Source organism: Pleomorphomonas koreensis DSM 23070, from assembly GCF_000425185.1.
GTDB lineage: Bacteria > Pseudomonadota > Alphaproteobacteria > Rhizobiales > Pleomorphomonadaceae > Pleomorphomonas > Pleomorphomonas koreensis.
The window spans coordinates 1-15,359 of the sequence record NZ_AULH01000012.1 but is presented as its reverse complement, the minus strand read 5'-3'; the positions used below and the strand labels follow the sequence as shown (position 1 = coordinate 15,359).

The 15,359-nt window shown below is 62.6% G+C and carries 14 protein-coding genes; 1 reads left to right on the top strand and 13 read right to left on the bottom strand.

Translation table 11 applies throughout. The annotated features are described in order from the left end of the window. The 13 genes from nifX to H512_RS0110995 form a co-directional block, all read right to left on the bottom strand. Positions 1-489, bottom strand: coding sequence for a nitrogen fixation protein NifX (gene nifX, locus H512_RS0111055; RefSeq protein ID WP_026783508.1), 489 nt, complete (start codon positions 487-489; stop codon positions 1-3). Further along, on the bottom strand, positions 452-1,828 hold the full coding sequence (gene nifN / locus H512_RS0111050) for a nitrogenase iron-molybdenum cofactor biosynthesis protein NifN (protein ID WP_026783507.1): 1,377 nt from the start codon (positions 1,826-1,828) through the stop codon (positions 452-454). Before nifN ends, nifX begins: the two co-directional genes overlap by 38 nt. Before the next feature lie 10 nt (positions 1,829-1,838). Further along, a complete protein-coding gene (nifE, locus tag H512_RS0111045; protein ID WP_026783506.1) occupies positions 1,839-3,317 on the bottom strand; it encodes a nitrogenase iron-molybdenum cofactor biosynthesis protein NifE in 1,479 nt (492 codons plus the stop codon). A gap of 240 nt (positions 3,318-3,557) precedes the next feature. Next, positions 3,558-5,099, bottom strand: a complete 1,542-nt coding sequence (gene nifK / locus H512_RS0111040) for a nitrogenase molybdenum-iron protein subunit beta (RefSeq protein WP_026783505.1) — start codon at positions 5,097-5,099, stop codon at positions 3,558-3,560. A 137-nt stretch (positions 5,100-5,236) separates the two neighbouring features. Then, a complete protein-coding gene (gene nifD, locus H512_RS0111035; protein ID WP_026783504.1) occupies positions 5,237-6,751 on the bottom strand; it encodes a nitrogenase molybdenum-iron protein alpha chain in 1,515 nt (504 codons plus the stop codon). Between the two features lie 79 nt (positions 6,752-6,830). Continuing rightward, positions 6,831-7,730: a nitrogenase iron protein gene (nifH, locus tag H512_RS0111030; protein ID WP_026783503.1), complete on the bottom strand. Its 900-nt coding sequence runs from the start codon at positions 7,728-7,730 to the stop codon at positions 6,831-6,833. 316 nt (positions 7,731-8,046) lie between these two features. After that, on the bottom strand, positions 8,047-8,916 hold the full coding sequence (locus H512_RS0111025; RefSeq protein WP_026783502.1) for an SIR2 family protein: 870 nt from the start codon (positions 8,914-8,916) through the stop codon (positions 8,047-8,049). Between the two features lies 1 nt (position 8,917). Beyond that, on the bottom strand, positions 8,918-9,130 hold the full coding sequence (nifT, locus tag H512_RS0111020) for a putative nitrogen fixation protein NifT (RefSeq protein WP_026783501.1): 213 nt from the start codon (positions 9,128-9,130) through the stop codon (positions 8,918-8,920). Then, positions 9,127-9,426, bottom strand: a complete 300-nt coding sequence (locus H512_RS0111015) for a nitrogen fixation protein NifZ (protein WP_036791272.1) — start codon at positions 9,424-9,426, stop codon at positions 9,127-9,129. The genes nifT and H512_RS0111015 overlap by 4 nt, the downstream gene beginning before the upstream one ends. Before the next feature lies 1 nt (position 9,427). Next, positions 9,428-9,622 (bottom strand): 4Fe-4S binding protein, encoded by a 195-nt coding sequence (locus tag H512_RS0111010; RefSeq protein WP_026783499.1) that lies wholly within the window; start codon positions 9,620-9,622, stop codon positions 9,428-9,430. Between the two features lie 19 nt (positions 9,623-9,641). Beyond that, a complete protein-coding gene (gene nifB / locus H512_RS0111005) occupies positions 9,642-11,090 on the bottom strand; it encodes a nitrogenase cofactor biosynthesis protein NifB (protein ID WP_026783498.1) in 1,449 nt (482 codons plus the stop codon). A gap of 222 nt (positions 11,091-11,312) precedes the next feature. Next, entirely contained in the window at positions 11,313-13,082 is a 1,770-nt protein-coding gene (gene nifA, locus H512_RS23580; RefSeq protein ID WP_084798423.1) for a nif-specific transcriptional activator NifA, read from the bottom strand. A 465-nt stretch (positions 13,083-13,547) separates the two neighbouring features. Then, positions 13,548-14,564: a LacI family DNA-binding transcriptional regulator gene (locus H512_RS0110995; protein WP_026783497.1), complete on the bottom strand. Its 1,017-nt coding sequence runs from the start codon at positions 14,562-14,564 to the stop codon at positions 13,548-13,550. 274 nt (positions 14,565-14,838) lie between these two features. Here H512_RS0110995 and H512_RS23575 point away from each other — a divergent pair. Beyond that, the coding region (locus tag H512_RS23575) for an extracellular solute-binding protein (protein ID WP_156899461.1) at positions 14,839-15,359 on the top strand (521 nt) is incomplete at its 3' end.

Sequence of the window (15,359 nt, the reverse complement as noted above, 5' to 3'; positions counted from 1 at the left end):
TCATTCGTCCTCGAAATCAGGTCGGGGGGCAGCGACGCCAGCGGCCTGCAACACCTTGCGGAGCCAGGGGGGCGGCGCTCCGGTCAACATGACGCGCACCTTCTCGAGCACATCGTCGATGGTCGCGGCCTGCGCCTTGATCGGGTGGATGCGGTTCGCCACCGCCCTGGCCGCTGCCGGCCCGCCGATCGCCAGGCAGAACAGCAAATGACAGCCGGTAAGCGCGTCGACCTTCGGTGTGATGCGGTCGTCGCCATCGCTGCGATGGGCCCCATCCCCCTCCGTATTGCCTTCGAACTCGACGGCCTCGACGAAGCTCCAGCCGGCAGGCGTCACATCGTAGATGGCAAACTTGGGCGCGGAACCGAAGTGAGCGTTCAGCCCTTTGAGATCGGTAGACGCGATGGCCACACGCACCGCACCGGGCGGCGGCGTGGCTTCGGTTGCCGCGTCAGTGTCGACGAGGCTCAGGCGACGGACGGCTGTCATGGAACATCTCCCGGTTACGGAGCGGATCGAGGCTTTCAGGGGGGACGGGGTGATGGTCGGTGGCGATCAGCGTGTTCGCTACCTCGAAGATCAGGTCACGCGTTCCCTCGTAGAGGGCGCTGCGGCGGTGCTGGGCACCGAGACGGTCGAAAATTGGAAAGCCCACCCGGAAGAGCGGAATGCCGAGCCGTTCTGACGCCTGCCGGCCGTGGGCATGGCTGACCAGGAGATCGGCGCCCATCGCACGCTCCTCAAGGTCGCCGAGATCGCCAACCGTGACCTCGGCTGGAACGGCTTCCAGGATGGGACTGTCGGGCGTCGACGCGATGGCAACCGGGACTTCCGCCCCCATCTCCGCAAAGAAGCTGGCCATCTGGTAGAGGAGATCGGGCTCGGCGGCGATGGCGATCCGGCGTCCGCCGAAATGGAAATGGCCATCCAGCATGGCGTCCTGCAACTGTGAGCGGCGGCGGCGGATCGAGGCAGGGACGGGACGGCCGGACAGACGGGCGAGCAGTGTTATCAGGCGATCGGCAGCCGCCAACCCGGTCAACGTCGGCAGCAAGGTATAGGCAAGGCCGGTCTTCCGGCTGAGAGCTTTGGCGGGACGGCGCATATGCTCGCCAATGGCGATGCAGTGACAGGCGGCGCCCAGGCTCTCGATATCGGCAACCGACGTGCCGCCATAGGTAGAGGGTATCCAGCGGTCGGGTATCGTGCCATCGAGCGAGCTGGAAATGTCCGGCAGAATGACCGGCACGAGCCCGAAGGCTTCCACCGTCTGACGCAAGGTTTCGATGTCGCCGACCGTGAAGTGGCTGGGTGCGAGGATGACGATCCGCTCGGGATCGCGTCGGGTCGAGGGTTGGCTCAGTGCCTCGATCATCGACGTGACCGCAGCACTCCAGCCCTCCTCGATCGAGCCGCGGAAATCAGGGGTCTCGGCCAACACCACGCGACAATCGCCAAGCGTTTCAGCGCGGCGATTGATGATCGAGGCGACATCGGCGGCAAAGTCCTCACCGCGTGTTTCAACCAGCGCCGTCGTGCAGATGCCGATCAGCTGGGGGTTGGCGCGGGTTCGGATGTTGAGAATGGCCTCTTCCAGGTGATCGGCACCGCCAAGCACCGTCGACACCTCGTTCATCGCCGTCGTCTGGATGGGGATGGTTTCCTTGAAATGCCGGACGAACAACACGAGCGCGAAGGCCGTGCATCCCTGGCTGCCGTGCAGGAGCGGCATGGCCCCTTCGATACCAAGGAAGGCATAGGCGGCGCCGAGTGGTTGCGACGACTTGAGCGGATTGGTGGAGAGCGAGCGGACTTCGTTCACAGGCATGGCCGTCTCCTCAGCAATCGTCGGCATCTTCGAGAACGCCACGCGCGAACTTGCGGAAGCTGTGGGCAACTTCGTCTGGAATGTCGGGCTGAGCCATCAACTCCCCTGCCTCGTCCCATGGCGCTGGCGTCCGCAAAGCCGGGAACACCGGACTATTGACGGCGAGATCGATCCGCTTGAGCAGTTCGACGAAGCCTTCGTAGCCGGCGTAGGGGTGATGGCGTTCCTGGTTGACGTCGAGCCACGGTGTCTTTGCCTTGAGGGCAATGAACTGGGTTCGGCTGCCCGACAGCATGATGTCGGCTTCGCCCTCTACGAGCATCCGGTAGATCTCGCGCGGCGCCAGCCGATCGAACAGATGCTTTTCGTTCTTGAGCGCGGCGAGCGCTCGCGCCTTGTCTTCTTCCGTCGACTTCTTGATCGAGGTGCGGATCACCTCCATGCCGGCTTCCTGGAGGGCATCGACCATCGACCAGCTCTTGACGCCGCCGGTGTTGAGCAGCACCCGCTTGCCGACAAGACGAGGCTTCAGCGGAGCAACGCGCCGCCAGGCAATCGCCTCTTCGCGGGCGATCAGCGCGTCGGCCCGATCAAGAAGGGCGGCAGGCGCCCCCTGCTCGACCAGCAGCCCGCATATGCCGCGAATGGCCGCCGAAGTGTCGGCGATGCCGTAGAAGGAGCCTTCGAAATAGGGGATGCCCCAGCGTTCCTGCATGCCGCGCGCGAGATTGATCAGCGCCGACGAGCAGACCATCATGTTCGCCTTGGCGCGATGGGCAGCAGCGATATCGCGATAGCGGGCGTCGCCGGGGATGACGGCGCGCAAGCGGATGCCGAGTTCTTCGAGCAGCGGCTTCACGAACCAGAATTCGCCGACGAGATTGTATTCGCCGAGGATGTTGACGTCGTAAGGCGTGACATCGTCGGGCTCGATGGTGCCGATGACGTGGTCGAGAAGCGTCTGTCCGGCCAGGCGATTGCCGAGATTCTTGGAACCGACGAAGCCGGGGGCGTCAACGGGGACGACCGGACGGCCGAAACGTTCGCCCGCGCGCTTGCAGACGGCGGCAATGTCGTCGCCGATCAATGCGGTCACACAGGTGGAGTAGACGAAGACAGCGGGCGGATCGTGCCGTTCGATGATCGTCCGGATCGCCTTGAACAGCTTCTTCTCGCCATTGCCCATGACGATGTCGAGTTCGGTGAGATCGGTAGTAAACGACTTCCGCCAGAGATCGGAACCGGACGACGCGGCATGGCGGTTGTCCCAGGAGTTGCCTTCGCAGGCGAGCGGACCGTGGATCAGGTGGGCGACATCCGTCACCGGCTGCAGCACGATCTTGGCACCGTCGAAGGCACAGCCACCGGCCGCGGCGCCCGGCGTCAGCGGCTTGGAGCATCCCTTCTTGCGCGCCGTCTCAGACTTCTCCCGATTGGTCGGGCAAGCCGGTTCGTCAAACGCGTTGGCAATTCTGGCCTTGAGGGACATGGGCGCCTCTCGAGTGTTGTGGTTATTTTTGAAATCGCAAGCGCCATGCCAGGGGAGATATCAGCGCCAAGCCTTTGAAATAGTATTAGTTTTATACGCCGCCGCTATTCTTCCCAACCCTAACGCCCGAGCATGTATGGGGACCCGACACGCCATTGTCGGGTTTGCGACGCACCACGCTGAAATGAAAAAGACCGGCCCCGCTGCCAGGGCCGGCCCTTGGTCCGCGCTCGGTAGACGTCAGCGGGTCAGATCGAAGGAGATGTCGGTATCGCCGGCAATGCTTGTCTCGGCGTCGAGTTTGTCGAACAGCTTGTCGAGAATGGCGGTCAGAACCCTGAGGCCGCCCTGGTAGCCGATCACCGGGAAGCGGTGATGGTGGTGACGATCGAAGATCGGGAAAGTCAGGCGGATGAGCGGCGTTCCGGTATCGCGTTCAAGATACTTGCCGTAGCTGTTGCCGATCAGGAAATCGACCGGTTCGGTGAACAGCAGCGACCGCAGGTGCCAGAGATCCTTGTGAGCGTGCGCCTTGCAGGCCTTGCCGAAGGGCGAGCTGTCGAACAGCGCCTGCATGTCCTTCGCCCATTCCTTGCCGCCGTTGGTGGACAGGCAATGGACGGGCTCGCCGCCGGTCTCCAGGGTGAACCGCGCCATCGCCTGGACGAAATCGGGATCGCCGAAGATGGCGTAGCGCTTGCCGTGCAGATGGGCCTGGCTGTCGGCCATGGCATCGACGAGACGGCCACGCTCCAGGCGGAGAGCTTCCGGAATGGCCTTGCCGCTCAAGGCGGAGACCTTGATGAGGAGATCGTCGGTGGCCCTGATGCCGAGCGGGTAGTGGAAGCTGGCGGTCTGCTGGCCAACGCTCTCCGCATATTCCAGCGTCTTGCGGCTGTTCCACTGCTGCAGAGCGATGGTCGCCTTGGCGCCCTTGGCAGCCTTCAGCTCGTCGATGGTGGTGCCGCCATCATACATGCGATATTCGCCATCCGATGGAGTGTCGAACTGATCGGCGGCATCGCCAATGAAGGTGTAGCTGACGCCTATCAGACCGAGGATGCGGGCAAGCTCGCGGTTGTTGCCGACGCAGAAGCCATCGAAGCCCGGAACGATATTGATGGTATCGGACGAGCCGGCGGCGGCCGCATTGTCCTTCCAGAAGTGCTCCAGAATGCCCTTGATGGCGTTGTCGTAGCCATCGATGTGACTGCCGACGAAGGACGGCGTATGCGCGAAGGGCACGTCGAAGTCTTCCGGCACCGAGCCCTTGGCCTTGGCGTTGCCGATGAAGCCAAAGAGGTCGTCACCGATGACTTCGGCCATGCAGGTGGTAGAGACGGTGATCATCTTCGGCTGATAGAGCGAATAGCAGTTGGCCAAGCCGTCGATCATGTTGTTGAGACCGCCGAATACCGCCGCATCCTCGGTCATCGACGAGGAGACCGCCGTGCAGGGCTCCTTGAAGTGGCGGGAGAGATGCGAGCGGAAGTAGGCGGCGCAACCCTGCGAGCCATGGACGAAGCTCATGGTCTTCTCGAAGCCGGCGGCCGCGAACACGGCGCCGAGCGGTTGGCAGGCCTTGGCCGGGTTGATCACCAGCGCCTCACGGGCGAAGTTCTTCTCCCGGTATTCCCAGCCCTTGGTGTACTCGGACTGAAGGGCCGTCGCATCGACACTGGCGGCACCATCGCAGGCCTTCTTGCGGGCGAACATCTCCTGATATTCCGGCTCGCGGAACAGGGGACCATGGTCGAGGATCTTTTCGGCTGACTGGGGCATTGTCTGACCTCATCGCCCGCGCCGCGCCATACGGCGGCCAGACGGGCATAGGAGTATCGGTCACGCGACAGGCGCGCGGTGAAGGGAAGCAGTCTTCGAGGAGCCCCTTTCCTCGGGGGAAGGAGCAACGCATCGGGTCACTCGGCAGCGGCGAGGAGTTCACCACCGTCGGTCCAGGGAGCATCGAACAGGTCCCAGACCGGATTGTTGATGGCGAGGTCCATGTCGCGGGCGAAAATGGCGAAGCCATCATAGCCGTGGTAGGGGCCCGAATAGTCCCAGGAATGCATCTGACGGAAGGGGATGCCCATCTTCTGGACGGGATACTTTTCCTTGATGCCTGAACCGACGAGATCCGGCCGGATCTTCTCGACGAACTTCTCAAGCTCGTAGCCGGTGACGTCGTCATAGATCAGGGTGCCCGGCTTGGCGTAGTGGCCGGTGCGCTGGTAGTCGTCGTTGTGAGCGAACTCGTAGCCCGTGCCGGCGATCTCCATGCCGAGATCTTCGTAGGCGGTCATGACGTGGCGCGGCCGGAGACCGCCGACGTAAAGCATGACCTTCTTGCCCGCGAGGCGCGGGGTATACTTTTCCAGAATGCCATCCACTAGCGGCTTGTATTTGGCGATGACTTCCTCGGCCTTGGCCTCGATCTCCGGACCGAAATGCTTGGCGATCTTGCGCAGGCTGGCGGCGATCTGCGACGGGCCGAAGAAATTGTATTCCATCCACGGAACACCGTACTTCTCCTCCATGTGCCGGCAGATATAGTTCATCGAGCGGTAGCAGTGGATGAGGTTGAGCTTGGCCTTGGGCGCGCGCTCCATCTCGGCGAGCGTGGCATCGCCCGACCAGTTGCCGCAGATGCGCAGCCCCATCTCTTCGAGCAGGCGGCGCGAAGCCCAGGCGTCGCCGCCGATGTTGTAGTCGCCGACGATGTTGACGTCGTAGGGACCGGCCTCCCATTCCGCCTCGGCGCTCTTGTCGAGCACCCAGTCGCGGATGGCGTCGTTGGCGATGTGGTGACCGAGCGACTGAGACACGCCACGGAAGCCTTCGCAACGGACGGGAACGATGGTCTTGCCGATCTCCTTGCCCTTGCGGCGGGAGACGGCTTCGATGTCATCGCCGATCAAGCCGATCGGGCATTCGGACTGCACGGAGATGCCGCCGTTGAGCGGGAACATCTCTTCGATTTCGTCGATCACCTTGTCGAGCTTCTTGTCGCCGCCAAAGACGATGTCCTTCTCCTGGAAGTCGGAGGTGATCTGCATGGTGCCGAAAGCGTCGATACCAGTGGTGCCGACGTAGTAGTTGCGGCGCTGCGACCAGGAATACTGACCGCAACCGACCGGACCATGGCTGATGTGGACCATGTCCTTGACCGGTCCCCACACCACGCCCTTCGAGCCGGCATAGGCGCAGCCACGGATGGTCATGACACCGGGGATCGACTTGATGTTCGACTTGACGTCGCACTCGGTCAGCAGCGGGCCTTCCTCGCCAACCGGCGCATCCGGCTCGGCTTCCACTGCCTTAGCAACGGAGAGGTGCTTCTTGCGCCGTTTGGCAAACTTTTCCGGATACTGGGCGAGGACCTCGGTGATGTACTGCTCGTGGGCCTTGCCGTCGTTTTCGTAACTGTCGCTCATGGATTTGTCCTCGCGGAAGGTGAAGGGAAAAGCGCGGCTACCGGGGTCAAGGCCCGGAGCCACGCGCCCTCCCCAGGGATCAGGCAGGCACGGCGGCCTGGCGGGCGGCTTCCTTGGCGGCAAGCTCGGCGATCATCTGCTCGTCAGTCTTCATGATGCCGAAGGCGAGCAGCATGTCCTCAAGCTCTTCCATGGTGATCGGCGTCGGAATGGTACCCTTGCCGCCGTTCTCGTGGATCTTGGTGGCGAGCTGACGGTATTCGTCGGCCTGCTTCGAATCCGGCGCATACTGGATGACCGTCTGCTTGCGGAGTTCGGCATGCTGGACGATGTTGTCGCGCGGCACGAAGTGGATCAGCTTGGTATTGATACGCTTGGCAAGCGCCTCGGCCAGGTCGAGCTCGCGGTCGGTCTGGCGCTCGTTGCAGATCAGACCGCCGAGGCGGACGCCGCCGGTGTTGGCGTACTTCAGGATGCCGCGTGAAATATTGTTGGCCGCGTAGAGCGCCATCATCTCGCCGGACATGACGATGTAGATTTCCTGCGCCTTGTTTTCGCGGATCGGCATGGCGAAGCCACCGCAGACGACGTCGCCGAGCACGTCGTAGGAGACGTAGTCGACGTCATCGTAGGCGCCGTTTTCCTCGAGGAAATTGATCGAGGTGATGACGCCGCGGCCGGCGCAGCCGACGCCCGGCTCCGGGCCACCGGATTCGACGCACTTGATGCCCTTGTAGCCGATCTTCAGCACGTCCTCGAGCTCGAGGTCTTCAACCGAACCTTTTTCAGCGGCGAGGTGAAGGACGGTGTCCTGAGCCTTGGCGTTGAGGATGAGACGAGTCGAGTCGGCCTTGGGGTCGCAGCCGACGATCAGGATCTTCTGGCCCATCTCGACGAGAGCGGCGAGCGTGTTCTGAGAGGTGGTCGACTTGCCGATGCCACCCTTGCCGTAAAAGGCAATCTGGCGGAGTGCTGCCATGGTCATGGTTCCTTATCTTCTCGAAAGCACCGGGAGGGGATGCCAATTCGGTCGGCAGCGACGGGCCGCCTCACGACGTCCTAATTTCAAGGGGCGTGCCAATTGATCCACGCAGAATAAAATATAATATTATCAATTATTTAATCGCATCACACAGACAAACTGGCCAGCAACAGCGGCTGTCGTGGGTCCGACAAAAGGCGACAGTCGATGTCGGAACACGGTGTGTCGGCGCCATGAAAAAATCCGCCCCGAAGGGCGGCCAGATGGGGTGGACATAGGGGGGGCGGAACACGAACTGTCCACCCGGGGAAGGTCATCCGGCGAGGTGGCGTACCGCCTCCACAAGCGGCATGTCGATCAGCACGATGTTCCCGGCAGCCAGGAAGCGTTGCTCGTTGGATGTCAGCGTCGCCGCGTCTGCCACGCAGGCATGAGGACCAGCCGAGCGCTTGATGATCTGCCGGGCGTAGGTTCGGAGCATCTGGTCATGGAAACGACAGCCCAGGAAAAGGAAGCCCCGCGTCGCCCGACGCTCTCGAACCGCTTCCGGAATGGGCGTCTGGATATCGATCTCGGTCAAAGCCTCGACATAGTCGCTGTCGGAAACCAGCACATCACCGACGGGCTGGATGCCGCCATGCGGTCTGTAGAGCAGCGTGCCGGTAGCGCTCGGCTCGGTGACGGAGCCGGTCAGATCGAAGGCATTGTACCAACGGTCCTCGCCGATGGCGGCGCGTGACATACCCTGAAGGTCGGCGACATCATCCCGGCCAGCTTCCACCATGGCAGCCGCGAGCGTGCCGTCATACCAGCTGTCGACAACCAGACTGAGCGATAGCTGCGCAAGGAAGCGATGGAAAGCGGATGGGCGCGGTTCGCCAGCGAACACCTCGGCCATCAGCTTTTTCAGGGTACGGCGATGGCGACGGCTCTCGATATACTGAGCCACTGCCCACATGTTGCCGCGGATACGTCCGGGAACCGGCACCCGCTTCTGCAGCGCGGCGGCGATCTCTTCCGGTGAGGCCGGCACGGAGGGCTTTCCCTCCAGCGCCAGTAACTCCGGCCCCAGATAGGGAACGAGCCGATCAGCCAGAAGCTCGGTCCGCAGGCCGGCGAGCGCTTCAACTGCGGCCTCTCCGGACAGCGTCTCAAGTGGTCCGCCGGCGAGAAGCGCGCTCATCTCAGTCATCCTCGCCACGCCGGCGGGCGACGACGGTTACCGGCAGCCGGGTTTCCGAGGGCATCTCCGGCAGATCGAGCACCCAGCCATTCTTGAGGGTCACACTGCCACCCCAGAGGGCCTCTCTCTCCTGAGAGACGATCGCCTCCTCGATATCCTTCTTGGCAACGTAAGCCGACAAACCTTTTGCCGATTGGCGGATTATCACCTTCATTTCACGGCGCCTTCCGTCTTCTCGACAGCATCGAGGGCATTGAGTTCGCGCGCCCGCATGCCGACCAGGATGCCGCGATCGACCCATTCGACCGCGTAGATGTAGAACTGCTGCAGGAAGGTTCCGATGTCGCGCACATAGCCGACATCACCCTTGTGAACGAGGCGCTCGCCGATGTCGCGGCCGGGGTAAGTGCCATCGTTCTTCACGTTGAGGCGTGCGACGACCTTGTCACCGGGCTGGAAGCGTGGCGGCCCGTCGATCTCGACATCCGGCTCGCGGTCGGCAAAGACCATGTCAGGCCGCCTTGGCAATCGCGCCGGACGGGCAGACCTCGTCGCATTGTGGCGCATCGGCCGCGCCCTGGCACTCCGTGCACTTCTTGGGGTCGATCACATACACCGCGCCCTGGAAGCGAATGGCCTTGGAGGGGCATTCGCTTTCGCAGGCACCACAGGCTGTGCAGTCGTCGGCATTGATGGACATGGCCATGATCGGGTCTCCTTGAAGTTCAGGCGACGGCGGCGGAGCGACCGAAACGCTCGGCGTAAAGCTTGCCGATGGCGGTCTCGATGTAGTCATAAGCGTGGGCATCGGTGACGGTTATGCCGGCCTCGGCCAATGCGTCGCGCGGGCAATCGCCGATCTTGGCGCAGAGCACGGTGTCGATGCCATCGAGGGCGGCGATGGTGGGCCCGAGCGTCGCATCCTCGCCGAAGCCGCCCATGCAATAGGCGTCGACCTTGCGGTGGCCGACGAGTGTGATGCCCTTCGGCCCGGCCTCGTAGATCTGAAATTCGCGCGTGTGACCGAAGTGTTCGTTGATGCGGGCGCCGCCCTTGGTGGCAACGGCGACGAGGAGGACGTCGTCGGCCACGGCGCTGACACTCCTGAGGGCATCGGCGCGGGCGGCGCCCCGGTCGCCGCGCTCGGCGGCGACGAAGGCGCGGTAGGCTTGACGGGGAGCGGGATCGCAGGTCGCGAACTCCGGCAGACGATCGAGCGTGAACTCCTGGCCGCGGTCCTCACCGAGCAGACCGATGGCGTCGGCGCGGCACTGGCGGCAGTGACGCATCAGCTTGGCACCGCCGTCGAGTTGGTCTTGCAGGGTTTTCAGCTCGGCCGGCGTCGGTCCGCGCTGGCCGGTGAGGCCGAAATGGGTGCCATGCGCCGGATCGGAAATCAGCGGCATGATGTTGTGCAGGAAGGCGCCACGCTGCCGCACTGCGCGGTTGACCTTCGGCAGATGAGCATCGTTGATGCCGGGGATCATCACCGAATTGATTTTGACGAGGATGCCGCGCGCGACCAGCATTTCGAGGCCACGCATCTGCCTTTCGAGGAAGATGGTCGCAGCTTCGAGTCCTGTGCGGCGTTTGTGGTCGAAGAAGATCCACGGGTAGATTTTGGCGCCGATCTCCGGATCGACGGCGTTGATGGTGATCGTCACGTGGTCGATAGCCATGCCGGCGATCTCATCGGCATAGTCGGGCAGCGCAAGTCCATTGGTAGATAAGCAGAATTTGACGTCGGGGATGACTTTGCGCACCGCATCGAACGTGGCGCGGGTCTGCTTCCAGTTGGCGAGTGCATCGCCCGGACCGGCGATACCCAGCACCGACAGCTCGGGGACGGCGGCCGCCACGGCCACCACTTTCCGGACCGCCTCTTCGGGTGTCAGCCGCTCGGAAACGACGCCGGGTCGGCTCTCGTTGGAGCAGTCGTATTTGCGGTTGCAGTAATTGCATTGGATGTTGCAGGCCGGCGCCACAGCCACATGCATACGGGCGAAATAGTGATGCGCCTCTTCCGAATAGCAGGGATGATCCTTAATCTTCTCCCAGACGTCGGGATCGACATCCGCAGGACGGGCAGAGGAACCACAGGACGATGAGGCGCAGCCACGCACTGGGCTCGGCGAGGCCACGAAGCTGTCGAGGGAGACGATCTGCGAGGACATGGCGGGCTCCGGAGATGAAAGGGTCACCCTCCACAGCGCAAACGACATGCCAAGAATATAAGCGATATATTTCAAACAGTTATTCGATCGCACGGTAAGCGTGATCGGGAAAGCTACACAAACTTGTCGGACTTGCGACAGGCTCTTTCCGTGCCAGGGACCCCAAAATGCAAGCAGCGCCGAAAATCGGCGCTGCGTAGGTCAGTGCGAGATGACAGAGCTTCAGAAGCGCTTCAGCTCGACATGATGTTTCTTGAGGGCATAACCAATCTGGCGCGGCGTCAGGCCGAGGATGCGGGCGGCCTTGGCCTGCACCCAACCGGACTTTTCCATGGCGTCGATCAAGCGTTCCTTCTCGCCGGCCCGATGGCCGAGGGCGGGACAATCGGCGCCGGCATGCTCACAGACGTGACCATCGACCGGCGCCTCGTCTGGCGCAGGATCGGGCTGCGGCGCCCTCGCCGGTTGAAGCGGCGGGCGCAGGCCCGGCACCAATGCCTCGCCGCGCTTCAGGGCGGTGAGCTGCTCATCGGCGGTGACATGATGGGCACCGGTCCAGAGCGTCGCCGACAGACATTCGCCATGGGCGCAGGCGAAATCCGCACGACGGATGGTGTCGCTCCGGCTCAGCGTCGCCGTGCGGCGAACGCAGTTCTCAAGCTCGCGTACATTTCCGGGAAAGTAGCACTTGCCCAAGAGGTCGAGGGCCTTGTCGGAGATCGACAAGCGACGGGCGTTCTCTCGATTGAAGCGGTCGAGGAAGGCGCGGGCGAGCAGCGGAATGTCGCCGGGCCGGTCGCGTAATGGCGGCAGGAACACCGGCACGACATTGATGCGATAATAAAGATCGGCGCGAAAATCGCCGCGCGCCACGGCTGCCTCAAGGTTCCGATTCGTTGCGCAGATCAGCCGGATGTCCACCTTCAGGGTCCGCGTACCGCCGACCCGTTCGAACTCGCCTTCCTGAAGAACGCGCAATAGCTTGGATTGGAAAGCCGGCGATATCTCGCCGATCTCGTCGAGCAGCAGCGTCCCGCCGTTCGCCAGTTCGAAACGGCCGGGCTTCAACGCGACGGCGCCTGTAAAGGCACCCTTCTCGTGGCCGAACAGCTCGGACTCCAACACGCTCTCGGAGACGGCGGCGCAGTTGAGTTTGATAAAGGGCTTATTCTTCCGACCAGACAGATCGTGAATGGCCCGGGCGAACAATTCCTTGCCTGTACCGCTCTCGCCGCGCAGCAGCACTGTGGTGTTGGACGGCGCAACGATGGCAATGGTTTCCATCACCCGGCGCACGGAAGGACTGTCACCGACAATGCCACCAGCGCCGATCCGCACACGGTTCGGCTTGGGCTTTTCGTCCAGCGCCTTCTCGAGCCGAGACCTTTCGTCGATCAGCCGCTTGCGATCGGCGGCGACAACGCGATGCAGTCGCACGGCCTGCCCGACCAGATTGGCGACCATGACGAGAAAGCGCAGGTCTTCGTCGATGCGGATATCGGCCGAGCCATCCCACACACGATCGATGCTGAGCGTGCCGATGACCTTGAGGTCGTCCTTGATCGGCACGCCGACGAAGGACACGCGGCTCGGATCATGAGCGGCGGCCGTTCCCACGAAAAGCGGATCGACGGCGGTGTCCTGCACCACGAGCGAGGTCTGGGTTGCGACGATGCGGTCGATGACGACCTGCGGCAGACTGTCAATCGGCCTGCCCTTCACCTCGCCGGCCCAACCGGCGGTGGCGACGATCTCCGGCTCACCGGCGTCATCGATCACCACGATCATGCCGCGTCGCATGGCGAGAAAGGACGTCAGGATGTTGACGACGTTTGCCAACATGCTCTCAAGGCGGATGGGAGCATTCAGAATTTTCGAAATCTCATAGATTCCGAACAGCGCCATTTCGGCGCTTTGCCGATTGTCACGCCGGGGACGGGAGGTTGGTTCCACCGGTGCGAGGCGCGGCTTTTCGCGAACTGCCAGGATCATGCCGTGGCTCCTCAGATCAGGCGCCGGTGGGAGGGGCCGGCTTCTGATCGATAAATCGTCCTGGCAAAGACGAGTTTTGTCACGCCCGAATTGCGGTCATTTCGCCGCCTGCTTGCATAAGTCGACGGCATTCAAGGAGGGCGGGCCACTCTCATTATTACAAGAACTGGTCCGTAGAATGCGCGATCGACAGCGGCCAACTGAGGGGACCAGGAAAAAAGATCCTTCCTCGTAAAACCTACGGTACAAACGGGAGCTTTCTTCTGAACAAACAAAACCCCAGCAACTCGTTGAGTTACTGGGGCTTATTTGGTTGCGGGGGCGCGCAACCTACGAGACCGACATTTGCTGCGGGTATCCATCTAGATGGATGCGACAGCCTGTTTATGGGCAACATCACACCCGATAAAAGGTCGCTTGAACTTTCGGTGGACCTTCAACTTTAACCAGCTCACTACGACACATTCACGCGGGCGGCGAACCTGTCGACTGTCGAATGATCAACGGCCCTTCTATCAACTTTACTTCCGGCGCCGACAGGTGAGTCTTCTCGTCGAGAAGCACACCGACAGCGACGTTGCCCATCTGGACATAGGGTAGCGCGACGGTTGTCAACGCCGGCCGTAGTCCCTCTGAGAACAGGCGATGATCGTCGAATCCGACGACAGAGATATCACGCGGGATAGCTAGGCCGAGTTCGGCGGCGGCATGATAGACTTGCATCGCCATTTCGTCGTTGCCACAGAAGATGGCTGTCGGCCGGTCGTGCCGGTCGAGTAGTCGGCGGGCCGCGACAAACGCCTCCTCCCGGTCGAAGGTGCCGGCGCGCGACTGGCCGGGCACTGCGAGATCGGGCGGCTCGTCGAGACCAGCCTCGCGCAGGGCCCGCTTCAGGCCGGCAAGGCGCAGTTGCGTCGCCTCGATGTTGGGCGACAGGGTCAGATAGGCGATCCGGCGATGGCCGAGGCCGATGAGATGAACGCCGACGCTGAAACCGCCCCCTTCCTCATCGGGGATGACGGTCGGCAGATCGCGGCTGTGCGAAAAGCAGTTGACCATGACGCTCGGCAACCGAAGCGGCGCGAAGTCATGGATCTCGCGGTGATAGGTCGCCGCGTAGATGACCCCCTCGACGCGAACCGCGCGAAAGCTGCGCAAGATGGAATCGGAGCTTTCCGCCCGGTTCTCCATGCTGCCGATCAGCAACGACATGTCTCGCTCGGCCAGCGCTTCCTCGACCCCCCGCACGATGTCGATGGAACACGGCGTCGACGCCGCGACATCGGTCAGGAGACCTATCACGCCCGAGCGTCCGGAGCGCATGGCCTGGGCGCGTCGGTCGGGAATGAAGTCGAGTTCCGCGGCAGCTTGCAGAACGCGCGAGCGCATCGCCTCCGACACCGTGTCCGGAGCGCTGAACACGCGCGACACCGTTTTCAGGGAAACGCCGGCGCGCTCGGCCACGGTCTTGATCGTCGACATCACCACTCCAACTGATTTCGCCACGGCATCCACTTTTGTCCATCGATAGACAATTTACGTTGACCATCGATGGACATCGAGGGTATATAGCCACTCGGGACGGAGATGGAAACCATCCAGTTGTGTCGCGTGCGCGATGCAAACAGGATCATCGCCCCCACACCACGTCACGTCGCACTCGTCGATGTTTGGGCCGGCATGCCTATGGAGCCGGAACCCTTCGCTGTGCCTGCCTTCAAGCGGCCATCGGGGCGACGATCAAGGGAGGGATACAATGTCGGCTTCACCCAGAACTCTCGTTTTCAGCGCCCTGCTGGCCGCTTCGGCGCTTGCGACGCCCGCTCATGCTGATCCGGCAATGCCGCAGGAACTGACGGATGCGCTCGCCGGCAAATACAAGGGAACGGTCGTCACGGCCTTCGGCGCTTTCGCCGACGCCGACGAGGTCAAGTTCAACCAGAACATCAAGGCTTTCGAGGAGCAGACCGGGATCGACATCCAGTACGCCAGCTCCAAGCAGTTCGAGGCGACCATCGCCACCCGCGTCGATGCCGGCAACACCCCGGACCTCGTGGACTTTCCGCAGCCCGGCCTGATGGGCAACTTCTCCAAGACCGGCAAGCTCGTCGATCTCGCGAGCGTCCTGGGCGCCGATTATCTCAAGGCGCAGTATCAGCCGAGCTGGCTCGACATGGGCACCAAGCCCGGTCCGGACGGCAAGCCGACCCTCGTCGGCATCTGGGAGCGCGTCAACGTCAAGAGCCTGGTCTGGTATCCCAAGAAGCCTTTCGAAGA